We start from the raw sequence: 16,672 nt of genomic DNA on the forward strand, positions 1-16,672 counted from the left end.
CGTAGCGCAGGCAACTCGGGGTGATGGCGATGTGGCGGTTGGTGACAGTCGCCGACTGTGCTCTCCTCGTCCGGATGGCGTCCGGATGCGTCGGGCCGGGCTGGAGGGCGTGAACGAGGTCTAGGTCGCGCGGTCTCCGATGGCCGAGTGGCGGGGCGGCGGCCCGGATGTGTGGGTGGGGCTGGGGGCCTGAGCCGGCAGGAGGTCGCGGCGAGTTTCGCTGAACCGGCCGCGCGGCGCCAGGGGGGCCGCTATGGTCCTGGTGAGGAAGTGCTCCCCGCGCGAGCGGGGGTGTCCCGCAGTATCCGCAGGCGGAACCGACGTCCACGACGTGCTCCCCGCGCAGGCGGGGATGGGCCGAGAGTCTGTGCCCCTGATGCTGTTCTCCGCGTAAGCGGAGGTGAAGGCCCTCGCGGTTCGCCGCGGGGGCCTTCGTGTGTCCGGATGGCGTCCGGGTGGTCAGCGGTGTGCGCTGCTCGGGAGGACGGGGCGGTGGGCGTCGCGGTGGACGAGTTCCGTGCGGTATCCGCCTCCGGCGGACATGTCGGTGAGGAAGTCGAGGACGGCGCGGGCCATTGAGACGGCGCGGTGCCGGCCGCCTGCGCATCCTGCGGCCACGGTGACCACGGGCGGGTGCGCCTGGTGCATGAGGGTGTGGGCCGCCATGGCCGTGTTGAGGGCGAGGATTCGGGCGCCAGGAGTGGCCAGGACGTGGGCGTGGACCGTGTCGTCGAGGCCGGTGAGGTGTCGCATGGCCGGGTCCTGGTGCGGGTTGTACAGGACGCGGCGGAGGTCGAGGGTCACGTCGGCGGTCGGCGGTTCGAGGACGTTGTGGCCGTCGTCGTCGAGGAGGCCGGTGTGTCCGTAGCCGAAGCTGATCACGCGGATGAGCGGTGCGGCGGTCATGGTTCCCAGTCTGGTGGGCTGAGGGCGTTCCGCGGGGTGTCGCCCGTTGCGTCTCGGGATGGGCTACGGGGTGATGCCGTGGTGGGCGAAGGCGCGGACCGTCGGGGGGTCGGTGAGGAAGCGGTCGAGCGAGTCGAGTTCGGTGTCCCAGTCCTCCGCCTGGAGGGCGCTGATGATGCCGATGAGAACGGTCTCGCGGTCGGGGGCGTCGGCCTTGATGAGCGCGGTGGCGACGGGGTCGAAGATCTTGATGCCTGCTGAGCCCCAGCCCATGTCAGTGGTCCTTCGGTCGGTGGTGTCCGGCGGCGACGGCTGCGGCGAGAACGATCCATCCCTTGTGCCACGCCTGGTCAATGAGGGCTCCGGCTGCCGGGTCGCGGGTGAGCCACGTGCCCTTGCCCGCCGTGTGGGCGGCGCGGACGAGGAGGGGGGCGTCGTCGGTGGTGTCGGTCCAGTGCCCGGCGCAGCGGTCGGCAGCGTAGTGGGTGACGGCGGAGACGGCGAGGCCGGCAGCGGCGCGGCGCCAGGTCAGCCCGAGACCCAGCCATCGGTTCGTGGCCCAGAGGGCGGCGGCCTGGGTGGCCGTATAGGTGGTGACGTGGCGGAGGCAGGCGGCTGCTCCTGCGCGGCCGGGGTCACCCTTCTGTGCGGCGTCGGTGTCCTGCTGGATGATGTAGTCGCCGACCTCGTGGGCGGCGGTGAGAGCTGCGTAGGCGGCGGCGAACCGGGTCGCCGGGGTTGTGGTGTTCACGTGCTGCTCCTTCGTGGTGGGGTTTCAGCTTTGCCGGGCGGGACGGCTTCTTCCGTTCCGTCGGCACAGTGGAGTTGTGACCGTCGTCACAGTTGACAGCAGCAGAGCGGCGGCCCCTCTCTCCGTGAGCGGAGAGAGGGGCCGTGGCTGTGTCCGGATGCTGTCCGTGCTGGTCAGGGGTGTGCGGTGGCTCGTCCGTGGACGTGTCCGGGCGGCGTCCGGACGGTGTCCGGGGGCGGCGGGGTGTCGGAGGTGAGGAGCATCGACACCCCGGCCTGGACGGCGTACGCGGCCTGTGTCGGGTCGAGGCGCGGCCAGTCCAGCGGCTGCTCGGCGCGGAGCGCTTCGCCGACGGTGTGGGTGCGGTGGTGGGGGAGCTCGACGCGCGGGTCGTCGCTGGAGTCGATCCGCCGCCAGCGCGGGATCAGCAGGTAGTCCGTGCCGGCCGGTTCCGACCACAGCTCCACCGTGATGGTGATGGCGCCGTGCCACCAGATCTCGCGGTCGACGGCGCGAAGGGTGTCGGTCTCCGGGTGGTCGTCGAGAGCCAGGAGGGCGAGGAGCGGCGGGAGGGTGCGGTCGTACTGGAGGGGTTCGGTGATCGGCGGCGGGTCGGTGCGGTGGACGTACGCGAGGGCGGCGGGGGTCTCGAAGCGGCGCGTAGTGGCGCGGCGGTGGTCGGGGGTGCCGTCCGGGTAGGTGGGGGTGATGCGGACGGCGGTGACCGGGGTGATGGCCGGGGCGCTGTGCTCGATCGTGGTCATGGGGTCCTTGGGGTCAGCGTGTGCGGCGGGGTGGTGGGCCGTACGGGGTGGCCCACGCCGGGCGGTCGCTCCGGTTCTTGGCCGGCTGGTGTGCTGGCTGGCTTTGCATGGAGCGGAGCAGTTCGCGGACGGCGGTACAGGCTGCTTCGACTGCGGGGACCATGGCGGCGGCGAAGGCCCTGATCGGGGCCGCGACTTCTTCGACGATGGCGGCTGCCTCCTCGGTGACGAGGTGGGTGTGGGGGCCGGTCTCGCCGCGGCGGCGCTGGAGTACGGCGAGCATGGCCTCGTCGGGGGTGAGGTCGCGGGTGCGGACGAGACGCTGCGCGAGCAACAGGGCGGCGCGGTCGGATGCCTGCTCAGGTGTCATCGGTCTGCTCCTCCAGGGGGATGCGGGTCTCGCGGGCGATGAGGTCGAGGGCTTCGGCGAACGCTGCACCCATGAGGTGGCTGGGGACGGTCGCCCGGTGCTCGACGCGGACGCCTCCGGACGTATCCGGGACGTCGGTGTCCGGACGCGTCCGGGCGGTGTCCGTGCTGGTCGACAGGGGGCCGCAGTCGACGGTCTCGCCGACGATGAACGGCGTCCGGACGTGTCCGCCGTCGGCGTCCGGGCGCTGTCCGGACGCGTCCGGGGTGCGTCCGGGGATGGTCATGCGTCAGCTCCAGCAGGGGCCGGCACGGGCGGGGGTGCGAGGTCGTCGGCACCGAACTGCATCCGGTAGAAGAGGCGGGAGTCGGCTTCTTCGCCTGGGCGGACGATCGCGCGGAGGAACGTCACCCGGGCGTACGGCTCCGTGGCGTCGGTCATGTCGGAGTCGTCCGGCTGGACCAGGGCGACGTCGAGGGTCTCGGTGTCGACCTGGTCGACGTACCGAAGGGTCGTCTTCAACCAGCTGGGCACGGCCGTCGCTTCCTGGACGGGTTCCGGGACGGCTGTCCACGTTTCGATCTGGAACGGGCCGCCCTCGGCGATCTCGCGCAGCGGGCGCACCAGGGGTACGAGGGCCTCGCTCAGCGTGTCGTGGCCGACGTGCTCGGGTGCGACGCTGACGGACAGCGTCAGGTCGTACCGCTCCACCGTGAACCCGTCTTCGGAGAGGCGCCCTTGCAGCCCGAGACTGACGGGGAACGGGGTGAGGAGCAGCGGTTCACCGCCTCCGGTGGGGGTGATGCGGAGGGCGTCCAGCGTGACGGCGGTCGGCTGGATCATGCGTCGTCTCCGGTGTTGGGTGCGGCGAAGCCGGTGGGTCCGGCCGGGGCGGCTGCGAGGGTCTGTGGCTTGTCGTGGAGCGGGGCCGGGGTGACGGGGCCGATCGGGGCGGGGCGGGCCTCTGGGGCGGGATGGGGGCGGCGCTCGGGTGCGTCGACGAAGATCGGGACGGTAGCGGTGTGCGCCGGGTCGGTGAGGAGGTCGACGTCGGCCGGGATGGCGAGGAGCGGTCGGGCGGGGACGGTGGCCGTCCATGCGGGGTGGTCGGTGCGGACGTCGACGATCAGCAGCTCCAGGAGGATGCCGGCCATGTGCTCGGCGAGCTGGGGGTGCAGGTCGACGGCGTATCCCTGGCACGCGATGCCGAAGGCTTGGACGAGGTCGGCGACGTCGGCGGCCCGGACGGGTTCGGTCTCGGTGGGCGGGTTGAGTGCCTCGTCCCACTGGTAGTCGCAGCGTTCACACTGGCGCTCCAGGCGGGAGGTGAGCGTGGCGTGCCGGCCGATGATGCCGTTGAACTCCCTCATCACGCGGTGGCGTTCGGCGCGGAAGTAGGTGGAGGCGCTGGTGTGGGAGCACATGGCGCACAGGGCGTCGGTGCCGGAGTACGGGGGGAGCAGCTCGGCCGGGGCGGGGAGGTCGCTGGTGTCGGGGAGGGACATGCAGTGTTCCTTCGGGTCGGTGCGCTGGTCCTCCCGGGCCGGGGCGCTGCGGTGCCGCCCCGGGCCGGGAGGGAGGGGATGTTAGACGGTCCGGGCGAGGTCGGCGCGGGCCTTGCGCACGCGTTCGATAGCGGCAGTGAGCCGCTCCTCGGTGACGCCGCGCTCTCCTCCCGGCATGAAGAAGCGGGAGAGGAACGCCCCCGGGCTGAGCTGCTCGGTGGTGGCGACGAGGTCGCCCGGCTGCTCCTCGGTGGCGCGGCCTTCGCGGACCCGCCACTGGGCGACGGTCGCGCCTTCGCCTTCGTCGGCGAGGAGCTGCGCGGTGAGGTCGAGGAAGGGGAAGGCTTCGGCGATCGTCGACCAGTCGGCGAGCACGGATTCGTGCTCGGGCCATTTCCCGATGTTGTACGTCGAGGCGCCGATACAGCCGTCCCAGTCGCACCAGCCGTGGGGGCCGCCGATCCAGCTTGACGCGATGCGGGACGTGTAGAGCCAGGTGAGCGGGAGGACGTCGAGCTCCTCGGTGACGGCCTGGATGCTCTCGGTCGTGGCGTTGGCGTACCTGCCCGGGGCGAGGCCCAGGGCGCGGTAGACGAGGTGCGTCCATTCCTTGTCGTTGCCGTCGAGGAGGTACAGGTTCGCCGTGCGGACGAGGATCTCGTCGGCCTGTTCCGGGGTGACCGGGCTGCCTGCGACCAGCAGCCGCGGCCACTTGGTGAGTTCCGGCTGAGTTACGTCGTCTGTAGTCATGAGGGTGCCTTTCAGTGGGGTGTTCGGTCGGTGGGTGCGGGGCGGCGGATCGAGGTGACGGTCGCGGGCGGGGGCGGGCGGAAGATCCGGCCGTGATGCCGGCAGGCCGGGTTGGGGATGGGAATGAGGGGGCTGCCGTCGTTGTGGCGCACGGCGTAGCAGCGGCAGTCGTCGGGGAGCTGCCGGAGTGCGTTCACGTGGCGTCCCTCCGGGCAGTCGGGCAGGCGGGGCAGCGGGTGGCATGCCTGGCGCCCAGGGAGGTCCACCAGGTCTCGCAGGTGCAGTCGGGCGGTACGGCGGTCTGGTACTCGACGAGCGCGGCCTGGCCGGAGGTGGGCGGGAGCTGGTGGTGGCGGTAGGCGGCGGCGGTACGGATGAGGTCGGCGGCGTTCCGGTGTTCGCGGCGTATGGCGAGGAGCAGCCCGGCCGCGGTGGCAACGAGGGCGACCGCGTACAGGGGGTGGCCGTTCGTGTGGGCCTCGGTGGCTACGGCGACCGCCGCGGTGTACGCGAGGGCGTACGCCACGACGACGAGGATGCGGGCGCGGGTCATGCCGGCCCGTCCCCTGATGCGGCGGGGATGGTGGGCTGGGCGGCGGCGGTGATCGCCATGTCGAAGACTTTCCCGATGGCTTCGGCGAGGTCCCCGGTGCGGTTGCTGTTGGCGTAGTCGGCGACCGCCCAGAACAGGGCGACCGCGGTGGCGGTGTCGCCGTTCGCGTGGGCGGCGACGAACTGTGCGGCGAAGCGTCGGGCCGGGGGGAGGTCGTCGACGGAGAGCCCCTCACCGGGGTCCCCGACTTCGGGTCCCAGCGGGGCGGTGGGGCCGTGCTCTCGGCGTGCCGGCCGTGCGGCGATGTCGGCCAGGAGGCAGAGCATCGCGTACGTCGAGGCGGGGCCTGCGTCGACAACGGGCTGGAGCAGGCGGAGGCCCTCGGTGCGGTCGCCGCGGAGTGCTTGGGCGACGGCCTGGAGGACGGCGCCGATCGGGCTGGTGGTCACGGTGTGCCCTTCGGGTGGGTGAGTGGGATGGTGGCCGGGGCCGACCGCCCCCCCGGGTCCAGCGGGGGGGTGGTCGGCCGTCGGCGTGCTACCAGCAGAGGCCACAGGTGCAGTGCACGCGGAACAGGCGCTCGACGCCGTCGCCGTCGCGACGGAACGACGAGGTGCATCCGGACTGGGCGGGCCAGTGGGGCACCGGGTAGGGGCAGGTCGGGCAGTCGGCCGGGCTCGGCTCGGCGTCCCGGGCGGCGGCGACCTCCGCGCGGGTCAGGGCGGGGACTTCGTAGCTGCTCATGGGGTGGAGCTCCTTCGGGGCGAGATGAGGTGGGCGGGGCGGTGGGCGCCGCAGGTGCAGGTGTCGGCGGTGAGGTACAGGTCGGTGCGGCAGGGGTGGCAGCGCCACATCAGGCCGGCACGGAGCGCCAGGCGCTTGAGCGCGTTCCGCTCCTGGGAGGTGGTGACCTCGGCGAGGAGCAGCACGATGACCGCGGTGTGCGCCTCAACTTCGAGGTCCTGCGGGTGGGCGCTCACCCGGCGGCCTGGGCTGCGTTGCGGAGGTCGCGGGCGACGTCGGTACCGGGCCAGTTGTCCAGACCGGCGGCTTCCAGCCAGCTGAGCCAGTCGGCGCGCTCCTCCAGCTCCGCGACGTGGGCCGGGTTGGACTGGCCGGAAGCGGCGAGGGCGGTAGCGATGATCACGGCGTCCTCGGTGCCAGAGGGGAGGTCGATGACGGCCCCGTTGGGGCAGTCGACTCCGCAGTCACCGGAGTTGTTGAGGACGGCCCACACCGCGCCGGAGGGGTGGCGGAGGACACCGAGTTCGTTGCCCGGGTCGCCCTTCCATCCGGCGGCTTCGAGGGCTTCGGCGATCTCCTGCCGGCTGGTCCAGGTCTCTTCGGTCATGAGGGTCTCCAGGTCGGTCAACGGGTGGGCGAGGATCAGGAGTTGGCGGGATCGTCGGCCGGGTCGGCCGGGGGGTGGTGCGGGGTGTCGATGCCCTCCCCCAGGGCGGGCGCCTGGTACTGGGCTTCGAGGGCGGCGCGGCGCTTCCGCTCGTGCACGACGAAGGCCACGCAGCTGGCGAGCGTGACGGCCTGGGCGCCGATGTACGCGGCGCTCGGGGACGGGAGGCTGCCGGTGACGAGGAGGCTGGCACTGTTCACGAAGAATCCGGCCACAATTCCGAAACCGAAGAAATGCACGGCCGAGATGTGCAGGGGGAGCTTGGGCGTCACGGCGTGATCTCCAGGTCTTCGAGCGGCTGCTCGCTGTCGATGTGGGCGTGGAGCTCGCGGAGGCGGGCGAGGGCCTTCCCGTCGCGCTTGTCGAGTGCGCGGCGGGCTGCCTGCGGCAGGGCTCTCCAGCAGGGAGGGCACAGGTACAGGTAGGAGGGCTTGGGGTTCCGGCAGGAACGGCACGGGGTGGCGGTGTACTTGCCGGGCGGGAGGGTGCGGGGGCTCATCGGGGGCCGTCCTCGGCCGGGGTGACAGCGAGGCGGGCGACGTGGGCGCGTCCGACTGCCGGCGTGCAGAAGCGGCCCAGGGCTGCGGGGTCCATGCCGGCACGGCACTCCGGCCCGATGCCGTACGCCTTCGACGTCTCGTCGCGGAGCGTCCGGCCGCAGGACCAGCAGCGGATGGTGAAGGTCGAGAAGCGGCGGCGTGCGTCGTCGAGCTCGGCCAGGAGACCGTCGATGACCTTGGTCATGTAGACGCGGCGGCTCTCCGTCCAGGCCGCGGCGAACCGGTCGCGCTCCTGCCGGTCCGTGGGGACGTCGGCGCGGCGCGGGACGGGCGGCCCGTTCCACGCCTTCGCGGGCCACGGCTTGAGGTCGCTGACCTTGGGGGTGATCGCGCGCCGCCAGTACGTCATCGTCGTCGCGTCGTCCGGGTCCGGGATGGCGTAGTAGCCCTCCGGGATGGGGCTCATGTCGGGCCAGGTGTCGGTCATCCGGTGGCCTCCGTACCGGTGGTGAGGGCGTCGCGGCAGCCGCCGCAGAGCGGGAGGCGCGAAGCCCAGTCGTCGGTCATGGGCGGGTTGGTGCGGAAGCGGAGGCGGCACAGGGTGCGGCCCTGGTCATGGGCGTGCTTCGTCGTGTGGTTCACGGAGTCGGCGTTGAACGCGTACGTCCGGCCGGTGCAGAACACGCACTGGTCGCTGCCGGCCGGGTAGTGGTGCGGCAGGGGGACGGCCTTGTCGCCGTAGAGGTTCTGCGGGCACAGGGCCGCCGGGGCCGGGTTGGCCTGGTCGTCGTCGGCCGGGGCGGGCCAGGTTCCGGCAAGGAGCTGGTCGGTGCGGTGGTCCTGGAGGCGCTCCAGCCACGCCAGGCGGGCGTCGACCCTGAGGCGCTCCCTCCGCTCGGCGCGGACCATGATCCGGATGCTGGCGAGCGAGGCGTGCTCGCGGACGGTCGCCCGCTGGTCGTCGTCGAGGCGCTTCACCGGGTGGCCTCGCCGTCGGTCGCGGTCTCGGCGGTGATCCAGTCCTGGAGTGCGGTGACGTACGCCTCCTGGGCGTCCTGGGCGGTCTTGCGGAGGGCGGCGATGTGCGGGGCGTGGACATCGATGCTGTCGGCGAGGAAGGACGGCATCCGCTGGGCGAGGCCGTCGACGCTGCGCCCTTCGCGGCCGGGGCCGGGGTTGAGGCACAGGCGGAGGAAGGCGCGGAGCCCCTCGGTGTCGTCGAGCTCGGTGTTCAGGTCGGTCATCGTGTTCCGTTCGGGTTGGGGGCGGCCCGGCTGGTGCCGGGCCGCCTGGGGGTCGTCAGTCCTCGACGGGCCACGTCATGTCGCCCGAGTCGTGGTCCTCGTCGGCGGCGTGGCCTGCGTCGAGTTCGCAGAACCGTTCGTTGCCGACCGCGTTGTGGGTCATCGCCTCGCAGGCCGGGGCCTTCGGGAGGCCGCCGACGATGCGCGCGGTGCGGCTGGTGCTGAGGGCACCCATCCGGGCAGCGACCTGGGCGCGCGTCGGGAGCTCGTAGCGGTGTCCACTGGCGCCGTGCAGTGGCGAGTCGTTGCCGCAGCGGCGGCAGCCGAACGGCGGCGGCGGGGACCCGTCGGGCCACCGGATCGGGCCGTGGCGCAGTCCGGTACGCGGGTCGCGGGATACAAGCGTCGTCACCGCAGGGCCCCCGTCCACGTGGCCAGTTCCTCGGCGGCCTCCGTCATGTCGACCACGAGGCCGTCGCGGTCGCGGAGGACGTCGATCAGGGCGAGCTCGCAGCGGCGGACGAGGTCGGGTGCGGGGTCGGCTGCCGGCAGGGACCTGCGGGTGGCCAGCTCGGTGACGAGGGCGCGGATCTCGTTGAGCCGTTCCGGCTCCAGGGCGGCGGACACTCAGGCCCCGCTCGTGCCGGTGACCGGCTGGTCGGTGCCGGCAGGGCGGGCGGTGCAGGTCGCACGGTGTCCGTCGAGACCCTGCTGTGCAGCGGCCTCGGTGCGGGTGTGGAACGGCGACTCGTACCCGCAGCCGCCGGTCTCCGTCGAGCATCGGTATCCGAAATGGACGTGGTTGCCGGGCGCCTGGAACACCTCACCGGGCAGGGTCGGGCGGGCCCCGGCGGCGAGGAGCCGCGCGAGGAGCTCCGTGGTGATCGGCTCGCCACCGGCCCACCCCTCGAACGACAGCCAGCAGTCGGTGTCGCCGGTCATCGTGAACTGGCCGCCCTTGTAGCCCTCGAAGGTCTCGTCCATGGCGGCCCATCCGGCAGCGGCCATGTCGGCGACGGAGATGTTCTCCGCGGGCTCGAACGCCAACTCGTCGTAGTAGCCGCGGTAGCTGTGCGGGTTGTTGAAGCCGTTCGGCAGGACGTGCGTCTGGTCGGCGTGGCCGAGTGCGGTGAGGAGTTCGTCGAGGGTCATCGGTGCGTGTCGCTCTCTTCGGTGGGCGGCGGGGCCGGGGGGCCGGGCCGGGGGTTGGGTCGGCGGTTGCGGAGCGCCAGGGCCTTGGTGACGGCCTGGGGGCCGTACCTGCCGGCAGCGGCGTCGTGGCCGTGCTCGTCGTAGAAGGCGAGGACGTCGGCCGGGGTGGAGTCCCCCGGGATGGGGGTCGCCGACTGGGGGTGGGCCGGGCCGCAGAGGAGGCAGCCGTTCAGCGCCTGGGGGTCGACCGGTCCGCCGGGGTGCCGGAGGCAGCGGTTCGCGGTGCGTCGGCCTCGCGCTCCGGCGACGGCGGCGCGGGCGCGGTCCAGCTCGGCGGCGATGTCGTCGAGGGTCTGGTCGGTGACCTCTCGCCATGTCGCGTAGTCGGCGAGGATGCGCAGCGAGGCACCGATCGCGGGCAGGTAGTCGGGATTCATGCGGTCGCTCCCTGTCGGCAGGTGGAGCAAGCGGTGTCGGGGAGGTCGGTCCGGTGGCCCTGACCGCAGTCGCAGACGACGAGGCGTTTCCGGGCCCCGGGGAGCTGGGCGTCCTTCTCAGGGGCTTCCGGCTGTCCGGCGGGGAGGTCGGGCCAGGCGAGGAGGAACGCCCCTTGCACCGGCGGCTGAGCTCCCTGGGCGGGGATCGTGGGGCGGGGGTTCTTCTCGCGCCATCCGGCCATGTGCTGCTCGACGCGGTGGTCCAGCAGCACGCCGTACATGCCGGCAGCGGCGAGGGCGGAGCGGTAGCGGTGGTCTTCGGCCTTCTCGCGGGCGGTCCAGGCGTCGAGGACGGACCGGGCGGCGGCGGTGTCCTCGACCGCGGCGATGTCGGTCTTCCAGCGGGCGGCGGCCTTCTCGGCGGCGGCGGTGATCTCCGTGCGCTCGGCGGCCCTCTTCGCGCAGAGCGGGCAAGGTCCGCCATCGATGAGCTGACCGTCTTCACACGCCAGGTCCGCGCAGTCCTGGGCCAAAAGCGCAGCAGCGAGCCAGGAGTTGCGGTTGCGGATGCGGTCGCAGCCCTCCGGGTTCTCGGGGCCGCGGCGAGGAGCCTGGCAGCCGGAGGACGTGCACCGGTCGCATCCCCGGTAGCCGGAAGCCGACCGGGTGTCGGCCTGCTCCCCGAACCAGCGGCGGTTGAGGCGGGCGAGGACCTGCTCCGGGGTACGGCACGGGATGCCCGCTCCGGGGTTGCCGGTCAGCAGGTCCTCGATGGCGCGGTGAAGGCCGGGATACAGGCGGGTCCCGGGCCGGGCCACCTCAGCAGGGATAGCGGCCCGGACCAGGTCGAACCCCGGGGACGTCCCACGGGGCCGGGTCTTGACGGTTCGGGGACGGGGCGAGGAAGTGAACGGGGGCGGGGTGCTGTTGCCCGACGCGGCGGAGCCGCCCTCATCCTGCTGGCTCTGCTCCGCCGCACCGGCACCATCGCCCGCACTCGCGAAGCCACTTGCAGGATTGCCTACGGCGTCAGCCCCAACATCCCCCGTTTTCTTCTCTTCCCCGTCTTCTTCAACTACACGTCTTCTATAAGGCGTACCGGCGTGTGGTACGTCGGCCTCACCTGCGGAGATACCTGTCTTCCCAGGTCGGCCCGGCGTACCGGACCCTGGTACGTCGGCCTCACCTGCGGTGATACCTGTCTTCCCAGGTCGGCCCGACGTACCGGCGTGCGGTACACCGGTGAAGGCCGGAATGTCCCGAATCGTCAGGGCGGTACCGTGCTGCCCGCCGTCGAGCTGAACCGACTCGGAACCCATGTACCCGTACGCCTTCAACTCGGCGAACGCGGCCCGGAACTGCCGGCGCCCCGGCGACTTGCTCCCATGCCGCTTCACAGACTCGCGCCACAGGTCATCGGCCGTAGTCGTCCAGCCGTCCGGGCGGCTCAGCAGCTCGACGAGAATGCCGCGCGCCATGTAGCTCACCCGGCCGTCCCTCGCGGTCGCATTCGGCAACTGGAGGTAGTCGCGGGTGAGGCGTGAGCGGGTGATCCTCACTGCGCCTCAGCTCTCTACTGGAGATGGGTGGGGGGGGTAGGCGGGCGGCTCAGGCGGGAGCCGTTAGGCGAGCTCGCAGAACCGCACGCCCGCATCCCTCTCGGTTCCTTGATCGCCTCGAACTGTACAACACGACGCATTATGATTTGCGCGTTTCCGTCGGACGCACATATTCAGCGGGTCGTCAGGTACGCTCGCCGTATGAGTCAGTCCCAGGAAGTCCAGTTGGGCGTCTCCGATGCCCGCGCCAACCTCACCGAGGTCATCGCCCGCGTCCGCCTCCGCGCGGAGCACATCGTTCTCACCCGCCGCGAGAAGCCTCAGGCGGTGCTCGTCTCGCACGGCTTCTACACGCGCGCCCTGGCCGCCCTCGGCGAGACCCCGGAGCGGGTGCCGTACGAGGAGCAGCAGGCCGGCTGACCCTTCGCTCACCGCGGGCTGTCCTCGTCGAGGGCGGCCCGTTCGGCGTGCCCGGCCCGGATGCCCAACGTCGCGCGGCGGCGAGAATCCTCGAGTGCGCCCCAGCGTCGGACCAGGGTGCCGCGCTGCGCGGTGGTGAGCCGTACCGCCCGGCTGATCACCCCGGTCACGACCGCGTACGGGGCGCACCACGTCGGGAAGAAGTCTTCCGCGGACTCCTCGACGTCCGCGGTGAGCTGGACCGTGTACGCGTCGCCGAGGACGTACCGCGATGCGTAGAAGAGGGCGTACGGGCGGTCGCTGGTGACGTACACGCGGTCGGGCCGCCCGGTCGGAGGATCGATCACCCCGACCCCGGGCACCACGTAGTCGCGGCCGGCAGCGCGGGCGGCGCAGATGTCGCAGCCGTCGACGACGTGCGGCGGTCCGGGCACGATCAGGTCGCCGGGTTTGAGGCCGGGGGCGCCACCGTGGAACAGGCGCGGCAGGGTCGCGGGGTCGATGTGCACTACGGGCTCCAGAAGCGAGCGGGGGCCGGGCCGGGTCAGGCCCGGCCCCCGGGGATCAGAGTTGGTAGGGGCGCCGGGTGTCGCCCCGGGGGCGCATGACCGCGCCTCCCTCACGGAGAAGCCGCTGGACGGTGCCGAAGCAAATCCCGTGCAGCGCGACGAGGTCGCGGATGGACGCGCCGTCGTCGTACTCCGCGACCAGGGCGGCAGCGAGCTCCTCGCGGCTCCTGTAGGGCCAGTAGCTGGTGCCAGGCTCCTCCGGGGCGTACGGGAGCGTCGTCGCCAGCTGGTCCAGGGCGTTCACGGGATCACCAGGTCGAGGATCAGTTCGCCGAACCAGATGAAGACGGCGACGGTCAGGCCAACGGCCCACCACCACGGCGGTGTCGTGGTGATCAGGTAGGTGATGCCGGCAGCGGCAGCGCCGCCGCCCAGCCCGAGGAGGAACCGGCGGGTCACTGGCACGGGTCGGCCTCCACGTCCAGGTCGATGTCCACGTGGTGGCGTGGCGCCTTCGTCTTCTTCGCGGTCGCCACCGGGGCCGGAGCCGCGGCGGGGGCCTGGGCCTTCGGCTTGTCGAGCGACGGGGCCTTGCGCGTCGGGGCGTCGCCGTCGTCGCGCTTGGCGGGTGCGGGCCGGGGCCGCGGCTTCTCCGCAGCGGCGAGCGCGAACCACCCGCACTCGCCGTCGCCGTCGTCGTCCCGCACAGCGGAGCATCCGCCCGCGAGGGCCAGGAGCAGCAGCACGACCAGGGCGACGATCCCGACGGTCACGCCGGGCCGGGGCTTCACTTCTCCCCCGTCTCGGTCTTGCGTGCCCGGGTCCGGAGCTCCACCCCGGCCTCAAGGAGCAGCGTCCGCGTCAGCCCGTACGACAGCCGGTGCGCAGCGGCGAGACGCCGGATCGACGACCCGGCCCCCTCTCCTCCGCCGTACCCCTTCGCGAGGTCCGTACGGAGCTGCTCGCGCTCCTGGCCGCGGCGGCGCGGACGGCGCTCCTTCTTCTTCTCCTGCTTGGTGTCAGCCATCGGCCAACTCCCATCTGTAGATCGATAGTTGTGCGGGACAGGGGTGGTCACAGCCGCCCCTGTCCGCCGTACGTCGAGACGACGGCCAGGACCTCCGCGAGGGCGCTCTCCGCGCAGACCTTGTCGGCGGGCCGCCGGTTCTCGTCCCGGAGATGTGTCGGGGCACCGCAGTGCCGGCACGGCCGGGCCTCCAGCGCGAAGTGCCGGGACGCCGTCCAGTCGAGGAGCGCCCCACCCGTCACCGGAGGCGGGGGCGCCACGCCCCTACGCCTCGGCATGAGCGGCCTCCTGCTCCCTGGCCGCCCTGTCCCGCGCCGCCTTCTCCGCGCGGCGCTGACGCTCCGCCGCACGCCGCGCGTCGCGCAGCAGATCGGCGCGCTCCTCCTCGTCCAGCCCGCCCCACACCCCGTAGTCCTCCCGGTACGTCAGGGCGTGGGTCAGGCACTGCTCGCGGACCGGGCACCGCCGGCAGAGCTCCTTCATGTGCATCGCCTGGAACTTGGCGGGGGCCCCCTTGGCGCTGACGGGGAAGAAGAGTTCGGTCTCGGTCCCGATGCACTTCGCGTCGTCCCGCCAGTTCCGGGACCGGGTGGGCAGATTGTCCGGGGCGTACCGGCTCGGGCGCGGCATGGGCAACTCCTCGTTCTCGGCGTGTCCAGACGCGTCCGGACTCGTCCGGCGGACGCGTCTGGACACGTATCCGTGCAGGTAGCCCCCCCTCATGCGGACTCCTCCACGTCGACGTCCGCCCCGGTGTCCGCACCACGTCCGGACGCGTCCGGACGCCGTCCGATGTGCAGCACACCGGGCGGCGACACCCCCCACACCAGGCAGACCGAGCCACCGAGCAGCGGCACCCACACCCCTGCGGTAGAGGCGACCGCGTCGACCGCGCTCAGGTAGCCGAAGAGGGCGTCCAGCCACATCACGACCGCCCCTCACGGACGACCCGGTCGGCGAGGTGACCGCCGACCATGCACCCCCCGTAGCCGCACGTCGGCCGGACCCGCCCGACCGGCTCACGCCCGTGGTGCCACCGGAAAACCAGCCGGTAGCCGGTCTCGACCTGCCCCCCGAACGCGACGACCGGCGTCCCGTCCTGGGTGGTCGCACCGGTCCAGTGGAGGTGTCCGCCGTCGACGGCGATCGTGTGCCGGTCGAAGGCGTCCCGCCACGACGAGCCGACCGCCGGACGGCGACCGCCCCGACGGACGACCGGGCCCACCGTCTCCGTGTCCTCGCTCGCCGCGTCCAGCGCGGCCAGGTCCTCGTCCGTCACCGGGCCACCCCAGCAAGCTGCTTCGGCGAGCGGTCCAGGGAAGAGGCGTGCCGGCAGACGACGAGGACAGTGCGCGGGTGCTCGGCGTCCAGCTCCGCGAACCCCAGCAGGGCCGTGATCTGCGCGTCGTCCACCCACGCGATGCCGTTACCGGCGTCACAGATGTGCTTGAGCATGTTGTCGACGTCGACGCGCCGCCGGTCCGACCGGAAGAACACCGCCCCCAACGCGACGTTGCCGACCCACGGCTCACGGAACGCCCGCCGCAGCTGCCACCCGGTAGCCACCTCGGCCGCCGTGTCCTCGTCGGTCTTGTACGTCTTCCCACCGGCACCGAACCGCGGCCGCGCCTTCGTCGCGGGCTCCCCCGGCCACCAGATCAGCTTGCCGCTGGTGGCATCCGGGGCGAGGACGGACGCGAGGAGCCGCGCCCGCTCCCGGTCGAGGTCCCGCCCACCGGCAGGGAGCAGGCTGCTCCCCTTCTCCTCCGGCACCAGGTCGGTGCTCACAGGCCACCGTCCGGCCCGGCGTCGGCCCCGGCCCCGGCGGTCGGCTCAGGGTCGGTTTCGACGGCAGCAGCCGCCACGGAGACGCCCGCCCGGAAGTACGTCAGCACCAGCCGGTCAGCCGCCGCCACATCAACGTTCGCTTCCACCTCGAACCAGCGACCGGCCACCAGGTCCGGCGGGAACCCCGTGTCGCTGAGGACCTGGTCCAGGAGCACCGTCACGGTCTCCCCGACCCGCCACGCAGGGACCTCGACCCGGGCCGTCCTCGCCGTCATGTCGACGTCGACGACCAGGGCCCCGGTGAACGCCCTCTTCTCGTCCCGGGCCGCGAGGTACGTGTGGCCCAGCGGCGTGATCGCCGGTTTCCCGTGAACCAACTGCCCCAGCCCGCGCACCTTGAGCTGAGGGAACAGTCCGGCCGGGTCCTCGACCACGGCACCCGCCGCCATCGCGCGGAGCATCGCCTCGACGTCGTCGGTCAGCGGCAGCTCACGGGCGAGCCGCGTCGCCCGCACCTGCGCGATACGCCACGCAGCCGTGTTCCGCGTCGACTCCGCCGAGCACGGGCACCCGTCCACCGTGTGGCGGTGCTCCTCCGGCGTCAGCCCGGAACACTGCCGAATGCTGCTCCGGCCCCGGTCGCACAGCGCCGCCGTACAGCACACGCAGCGCGGACAGTCCTTCTGCACCGGCCGGACGTACTCCGGCCCGAACGTCTCTGTCATGACAGGTCTCCGTCATCGGTGGTGGGGGTGAGGGTTTTGCACGAGATGCAGCGGCGGCCCCCGGCGTCGACCCGGTGCGGCATCAGCGCGGCCTCAGCGGGGCACCAGGCCCACAGCGGACCCGCCCGGAACTCCGGGGCCGGACCGGGCCGTGACAGCACGTCCAGGACCCCGGCAACGCCGACCAGGACCAGAGCGGCCACAGCGGTGAGGACAAGCACGGTCGTCGTCGTCATCCGGCACGCTCCCCGGGCCCGGCCGCGATGGGCCGGACGGCGGACCGGCCGCTGTCGCACGAGAC

The 16,672-nt window shown here is 72.5% G+C and carries 38 protein-coding genes; 1 reads left to right on the forward strand and 37 read right to left on the reverse strand.

What is annotated here, in order from left to right; all coding sequences use genetic code 11:
• Window positions 1-459: 459 nt before the first annotated feature.
• The 25 genes from ACH4RG_RS23300 to ACH4RG_RS23420 form a co-directional block, all read right to left on the reverse strand.
• Window positions 460-906, reverse strand: coding sequence for a hypothetical protein (locus ACH4RG_RS23300; protein ID WP_398540150.1), 447 nt, complete (start codon window positions 904-906; stop codon window positions 460-462).
• A 63-nt stretch (window positions 907-969) separates the two neighbouring features.
• Complete coding sequence (locus ACH4RG_RS23305; protein ID WP_398540151.1) at window positions 970-1,179, reverse strand: hypothetical protein; 210 nt, start codon at window positions 1,177-1,179, stop codon at window positions 970-972.
• A gap of 1 nt (window position 1,180) precedes the next feature.
• Complete coding sequence (locus ACH4RG_RS23310) at window positions 1,181-1,657, reverse strand: hypothetical protein (protein ID WP_398540152.1); 477 nt, start codon at window positions 1,655-1,657, stop codon at window positions 1,181-1,183.
• Between the two features lie 173 nt (window positions 1,658-1,830).
• The gene (locus ACH4RG_RS23315; RefSeq protein ID WP_398540153.1) at window positions 1,831-2,421 is read right to left on the reverse strand and encodes a hypothetical protein; all 591 of its coding nucleotides are present in this window, start codon (window positions 2,419-2,421) and stop codon (window positions 1,831-1,833) included.
• A 13-nt stretch (window positions 2,422-2,434) separates the two neighbouring features.
• Window positions 2,435-2,791 (reverse strand): hypothetical protein, encoded by a 357-nt coding sequence (locus ACH4RG_RS23320; RefSeq protein WP_398540154.1) that lies wholly within the window; start codon window positions 2,789-2,791, stop codon window positions 2,435-2,437.
• Window positions 2,781-3,077 (reverse strand): hypothetical protein, encoded by a 297-nt coding sequence (locus ACH4RG_RS23325; protein ID WP_398540155.1) that lies wholly within the window; start codon window positions 3,075-3,077, stop codon window positions 2,781-2,783. The genes ACH4RG_RS23320 and ACH4RG_RS23325 overlap by 11 nt, the downstream gene beginning before the upstream one ends.
• Window positions 3,074-3,634 (reverse strand): hypothetical protein, encoded by a 561-nt coding sequence (locus ACH4RG_RS23330; RefSeq protein ID WP_398540156.1) that lies wholly within the window; start codon window positions 3,632-3,634, stop codon window positions 3,074-3,076. Before ACH4RG_RS23330 ends, ACH4RG_RS23325 begins: the two co-directional genes overlap by 4 nt.
• On the reverse strand, window positions 3,631-4,296 hold the full coding sequence (locus ACH4RG_RS23335; RefSeq protein ID WP_398540157.1) for a hypothetical protein: 666 nt from the start codon (window positions 4,294-4,296) through the stop codon (window positions 3,631-3,633). Before ACH4RG_RS23335 ends, ACH4RG_RS23330 begins: the two co-directional genes overlap by 4 nt.
• A gap of 81 nt (window positions 4,297-4,377) precedes the next feature.
• Complete coding sequence (locus ACH4RG_RS23340; RefSeq protein WP_398540158.1) at window positions 4,378-5,046, reverse strand: hypothetical protein; 669 nt, start codon at window positions 5,044-5,046, stop codon at window positions 4,378-4,380.
• Between the two features lie 11 nt (window positions 5,047-5,057).
• Window positions 5,058-5,243, reverse strand: a complete 186-nt coding sequence (locus ACH4RG_RS23345; protein WP_398540159.1) for a hypothetical protein — start codon at window positions 5,241-5,243, stop codon at window positions 5,058-5,060.
• Window positions 5,240-5,599 (reverse strand): hypothetical protein, encoded by a 360-nt coding sequence (locus ACH4RG_RS23350; RefSeq protein WP_398540160.1) that lies wholly within the window; start codon window positions 5,597-5,599, stop codon window positions 5,240-5,242. The genes ACH4RG_RS23345 and ACH4RG_RS23350 overlap by 4 nt, the downstream gene beginning before the upstream one ends.
• Window positions 5,596-6,048, reverse strand: a complete 453-nt coding sequence (locus ACH4RG_RS23355) for a hypothetical protein (protein ID WP_398540161.1) — start codon at window positions 6,046-6,048, stop codon at window positions 5,596-5,598. The genes ACH4RG_RS23350 and ACH4RG_RS23355 overlap by 4 nt, the downstream gene beginning before the upstream one ends.
• Before the next feature lie 88 nt (window positions 6,049-6,136).
• Window positions 6,137-6,343: a hypothetical protein gene (locus tag ACH4RG_RS23360; RefSeq protein WP_398540162.1), complete on the reverse strand. Its 207-nt coding sequence runs from the start codon at window positions 6,341-6,343 to the stop codon at window positions 6,137-6,139.
• Window positions 6,340-6,579: a hypothetical protein gene (locus ACH4RG_RS23365; protein WP_398540163.1), complete on the reverse strand. Its 240-nt coding sequence runs from the start codon at window positions 6,577-6,579 to the stop codon at window positions 6,340-6,342. The genes ACH4RG_RS23360 and ACH4RG_RS23365 overlap by 4 nt, the downstream gene beginning before the upstream one ends.
• Window positions 6,576-6,950 (reverse strand): hypothetical protein, encoded by a 375-nt coding sequence (locus tag ACH4RG_RS23370; RefSeq protein WP_398540164.1) that lies wholly within the window; start codon window positions 6,948-6,950, stop codon window positions 6,576-6,578. The genes ACH4RG_RS23365 and ACH4RG_RS23370 overlap by 4 nt, the downstream gene beginning before the upstream one ends.
• Before the next feature lie 35 nt (window positions 6,951-6,985).
• Entirely contained in the window at window positions 6,986-7,282 is a 297-nt protein-coding gene (locus ACH4RG_RS23375; protein WP_398540165.1) for a hypothetical protein, read from the reverse strand.
• Window positions 7,279-7,509, reverse strand: coding sequence for a hypothetical protein (locus ACH4RG_RS23380; protein WP_398540166.1), 231 nt, complete (start codon window positions 7,507-7,509; stop codon window positions 7,279-7,281). Before ACH4RG_RS23380 ends, ACH4RG_RS23375 begins: the two co-directional genes overlap by 4 nt.
• Window positions 7,506-7,997, reverse strand: a complete 492-nt coding sequence (locus ACH4RG_RS23385) for a DUF6011 domain-containing protein (RefSeq protein ID WP_398540167.1) — start codon at window positions 7,995-7,997, stop codon at window positions 7,506-7,508. The genes ACH4RG_RS23380 and ACH4RG_RS23385 overlap by 4 nt, the downstream gene beginning before the upstream one ends.
• The gene (locus tag ACH4RG_RS23390; protein WP_398540168.1) at window positions 7,994-8,488 is read right to left on the reverse strand and encodes a hypothetical protein; all 495 of its coding nucleotides are present in this window, start codon (window positions 8,486-8,488) and stop codon (window positions 7,994-7,996) included. Before ACH4RG_RS23390 ends, ACH4RG_RS23385 begins: the two co-directional genes overlap by 4 nt.
• Window positions 8,485-8,754, reverse strand: a complete 270-nt coding sequence (locus ACH4RG_RS23395; RefSeq protein ID WP_398540169.1) for a hypothetical protein — start codon at window positions 8,752-8,754, stop codon at window positions 8,485-8,487. The genes ACH4RG_RS23390 and ACH4RG_RS23395 overlap by 4 nt, the downstream gene beginning before the upstream one ends.
• A 55-nt stretch (window positions 8,755-8,809) precedes the next feature.
• Entirely contained in the window at window positions 8,810-9,166 is a 357-nt protein-coding gene (locus ACH4RG_RS23400) for a hypothetical protein (protein ID WP_398540170.1), read from the reverse strand.
• Window positions 9,163-9,381, reverse strand: a complete 219-nt coding sequence (locus ACH4RG_RS23405) for a hypothetical protein (protein WP_398540171.1) — start codon at window positions 9,379-9,381, stop codon at window positions 9,163-9,165. The genes ACH4RG_RS23400 and ACH4RG_RS23405 overlap by 4 nt, the downstream gene beginning before the upstream one ends.
• Entirely contained in the window at window positions 9,382-9,906 is a 525-nt protein-coding gene (locus ACH4RG_RS23410; RefSeq protein ID WP_398540172.1) for a hypothetical protein, read from the reverse strand.
• Window positions 9,903-10,343 (reverse strand): hypothetical protein, encoded by a 441-nt coding sequence (locus tag ACH4RG_RS23415; RefSeq protein ID WP_398540173.1) that lies wholly within the window; start codon window positions 10,341-10,343, stop codon window positions 9,903-9,905. Before ACH4RG_RS23415 ends, ACH4RG_RS23410 begins: the two co-directional genes overlap by 4 nt.
• Complete coding sequence (locus tag ACH4RG_RS23420) at window positions 10,340-11,161, reverse strand: hypothetical protein (protein ID WP_398540174.1); 822 nt, start codon at window positions 11,159-11,161, stop codon at window positions 10,340-10,342. Before ACH4RG_RS23420 ends, ACH4RG_RS23415 begins: the two co-directional genes overlap by 4 nt.
• 942 nt (window positions 11,162-12,103) lie before the next feature.
• Here ACH4RG_RS23420 and ACH4RG_RS23425 point away from each other — a divergent pair.
• The gene (locus ACH4RG_RS23425; RefSeq protein WP_398540175.1) at window positions 12,104-12,322 is read left to right on the forward strand and encodes a type II toxin-antitoxin system prevent-host-death family antitoxin; all 219 of its coding nucleotides are present in this window, start codon (window positions 12,104-12,106) and stop codon (window positions 12,320-12,322) included.
• An 8-nt stretch (window positions 12,323-12,330) separates the two neighbouring features.
• On the opposite strand, the gene ACH4RG_RS23430 is transcribed toward ACH4RG_RS23425, so the two are convergent.
• From ACH4RG_RS23430 to ACH4RG_RS23485, 12 genes are all read right to left on the reverse strand, one after another.
• The gene (locus ACH4RG_RS23430) at window positions 12,331-12,831 is read right to left on the reverse strand and encodes a hypothetical protein (RefSeq protein WP_398540176.1); all 501 of its coding nucleotides are present in this window, start codon (window positions 12,829-12,831) and stop codon (window positions 12,331-12,333) included.
• Window positions 12,832-12,886: 55 nt separating this feature from the next.
• Window positions 12,887-13,135: a helix-turn-helix domain-containing protein gene (locus tag ACH4RG_RS23435; protein WP_398540177.1), complete on the reverse strand. Its 249-nt coding sequence runs from the start codon at window positions 13,133-13,135 to the stop codon at window positions 12,887-12,889.
• Complete coding sequence (locus ACH4RG_RS23440; RefSeq protein ID WP_398540178.1) at window positions 13,132-13,296, reverse strand: hypothetical protein; 165 nt, start codon at window positions 13,294-13,296, stop codon at window positions 13,132-13,134. Before ACH4RG_RS23440 ends, ACH4RG_RS23435 begins: the two co-directional genes overlap by 4 nt.
• Complete coding sequence (locus tag ACH4RG_RS23445; protein ID WP_398540179.1) at window positions 13,287-13,622, reverse strand: hypothetical protein; 336 nt, start codon at window positions 13,620-13,622, stop codon at window positions 13,287-13,289. Before ACH4RG_RS23445 ends, ACH4RG_RS23440 begins: the two co-directional genes overlap by 10 nt.
• The gene (locus ACH4RG_RS23450) at window positions 13,619-13,858 is read right to left on the reverse strand and encodes a helix-turn-helix domain-containing protein (protein ID WP_398540180.1); all 240 of its coding nucleotides are present in this window, start codon (window positions 13,856-13,858) and stop codon (window positions 13,619-13,621) included. Before ACH4RG_RS23450 ends, ACH4RG_RS23445 begins: the two co-directional genes overlap by 4 nt.
• 47 nt (window positions 13,859-13,905) lie before the next feature.
• A complete protein-coding gene (locus ACH4RG_RS23455; RefSeq protein ID WP_398540181.1) occupies window positions 13,906-14,136 on the reverse strand; it encodes a hypothetical protein in 231 nt (76 codons plus the stop codon).
• The gene (locus tag ACH4RG_RS23460) at window positions 14,123-14,488 is read right to left on the reverse strand and encodes a WhiB family transcriptional regulator (protein WP_398540182.1); all 366 of its coding nucleotides are present in this window, start codon (window positions 14,486-14,488) and stop codon (window positions 14,123-14,125) included. The genes ACH4RG_RS23455 and ACH4RG_RS23460 overlap by 14 nt, the downstream gene beginning before the upstream one ends.
• 89 nt (window positions 14,489-14,577) lie before the next feature.
• Complete coding sequence (locus tag ACH4RG_RS23465) at window positions 14,578-14,787, reverse strand: hypothetical protein (protein WP_398540183.1); 210 nt, start codon at window positions 14,785-14,787, stop codon at window positions 14,578-14,580.
• Entirely contained in the window at window positions 14,784-15,137 is a 354-nt protein-coding gene (locus tag ACH4RG_RS23470; RefSeq protein ID WP_398540184.1) for a hypothetical protein, read from the reverse strand. Before ACH4RG_RS23470 ends, ACH4RG_RS23465 begins: the two co-directional genes overlap by 4 nt.
• Complete coding sequence (locus ACH4RG_RS23475) at window positions 15,134-15,646, reverse strand: RusA family crossover junction endodeoxyribonuclease (RefSeq protein ID WP_398540185.1); 513 nt, start codon at window positions 15,644-15,646, stop codon at window positions 15,134-15,136. The genes ACH4RG_RS23470 and ACH4RG_RS23475 overlap by 4 nt, the downstream gene beginning before the upstream one ends.
• Window positions 15,643-16,371, reverse strand: coding sequence for a hypothetical protein (locus ACH4RG_RS23480; protein ID WP_398540186.1), 729 nt, complete (start codon window positions 16,369-16,371; stop codon window positions 15,643-15,645). The genes ACH4RG_RS23475 and ACH4RG_RS23480 overlap by 4 nt, the downstream gene beginning before the upstream one ends.
• Window positions 16,368-16,607, reverse strand: coding sequence for a hypothetical protein (locus ACH4RG_RS23485; RefSeq protein ID WP_398540187.1), 240 nt, complete (start codon window positions 16,605-16,607; stop codon window positions 16,368-16,370). The genes ACH4RG_RS23480 and ACH4RG_RS23485 overlap by 4 nt, the downstream gene beginning before the upstream one ends.
• Between the last annotated feature and the right edge of the window lie 65 nt (window positions 16,608-16,672).

Origin of the sequence: Streptomyces sp. NPDC021019, assembly GCF_044333295.1 — a bacterium.
GTDB lineage: Bacteria > Actinomycetota > Actinomycetes > Streptomycetales > Streptomycetaceae > Streptomyces.

Coding starts and splice junctions, on each gene's coding strand:
- ACH4RG_RS23300 (WP_398540150.1), bottom strand. CDS start 906: ATGACCGCCGCACCGCTCATCCGCGTGATCAGCTTCGGCTACGGACAC.
- ACH4RG_RS23305 (WP_398540151.1), bottom strand. CDS start 1,179: ATGGGCTGGGGCTCAGCAGGCATCAAGATCTTCGACCCCGTCGCCACC.
- ACH4RG_RS23315 (WP_398540153.1), bottom strand. CDS start 2,421: ATGACCACGATCGAGCACAGCGCCCCGGCCATCACCCCGGTCACCGCC.
- ACH4RG_RS23320 (WP_398540154.1), bottom strand. CDS start 2,791: ATGACACCTGAGCAGGCATCCGACCGCGCCGCCCTGTTGCTCGCGCAG.
- ACH4RG_RS23325 (WP_398540155.1), bottom strand. CDS start 3,077: ATGACCATCCCCGGACGCACCCCGGACGCGTCCGGACAGCGCCCGGAC.
- ACH4RG_RS23330 (WP_398540156.1), bottom strand. CDS start 3,634: ATGATCCAGCCGACCGCCGTCACGCTGGACGCCCTCCGCATCACCCCC.
- ACH4RG_RS23335 (WP_398540157.1), bottom strand. CDS start 4,296: ATGTCCCTCCCCGACACCAGCGACCTCCCCGCCCCGGCCGAGCTGCTC.
- ACH4RG_RS23340 (WP_398540158.1), bottom strand. CDS start 5,046: ATGACTACAGACGACGTAACTCAGCCGGAACTCACCAAGTGGCCGCGG.
- ACH4RG_RS23350 (WP_398540160.1), bottom strand. CDS start 5,599: ATGACCCGCGCCCGCATCCTCGTCGTCGTGGCGTACGCCCTCGCGTAC.
- ACH4RG_RS23360 (WP_398540162.1), bottom strand. CDS start 6,343: ATGAGCAGCTACGAAGTCCCCGCCCTGACCCGCGCGGAGGTCGCCGCC.
- ACH4RG_RS23370 (WP_398540164.1), bottom strand. CDS start 6,950: ATGACCGAAGAGACCTGGACCAGCCGGCAGGAGATCGCCGAAGCCCTC.
- ACH4RG_RS23380 (WP_398540166.1), bottom strand. CDS start 7,509: ATGAGCCCCCGCACCCTCCCGCCCGGCAAGTACACCGCCACCCCGTGC.
- ACH4RG_RS23385 (WP_398540167.1), bottom strand. CDS start 7,997: ATGACCGACACCTGGCCCGACATGAGCCCCATCCCGGAGGGCTACTAC.
- ACH4RG_RS23395 (WP_398540169.1), bottom strand. CDS start 8,754: ATGACCGACCTGAACACCGAGCTCGACGACACCGAGGGGCTCCGCGCC.
- ACH4RG_RS23410 (WP_398540172.1), bottom strand. CDS start 9,906: ATGACCCTCGACGAACTCCTCACCGCACTCGGCCACGCCGACCAGACG.
- ACH4RG_RS23415 (WP_398540173.1), bottom strand. CDS start 10,343: ATGAATCCCGACTACCTGCCCGCGATCGGTGCCTCGCTGCGCATCCTC.
- ACH4RG_RS23425 (WP_398540175.1), top strand. CDS start 12,104: ATGAGTCAGTCCCAGGAAGTCCAGTTGGGCGTCTCCGATGCCCGCGCC.
- ACH4RG_RS23450 (WP_398540180.1), bottom strand. CDS start 13,858: ATGGCTGACACCAAGCAGGAGAAGAAGAAGGAGCGCCGTCCGCGCCGC.
- ACH4RG_RS23455 (WP_398540181.1), bottom strand. CDS start 14,136: ATGCCGAGGCGTAGGGGCGTGGCGCCCCCGCCTCCGGTGACGGGTGGG.
- ACH4RG_RS23460 (WP_398540182.1), bottom strand. CDS start 14,488: ATGCCGCGCCCGAGCCGGTACGCCCCGGACAATCTGCCCACCCGGTCC.
- ACH4RG_RS23480 (WP_398540186.1), bottom strand. CDS start 16,371: ATGACAGAGACGTTCGGGCCGGAGTACGTCCGGCCGGTGCAGAAGGAC.
- ACH4RG_RS23485 (WP_398540187.1), bottom strand. CDS start 16,607: ATGACGACGACGACCGTGCTTGTCCTCACCGCTGTGGCCGCTCTGGTC.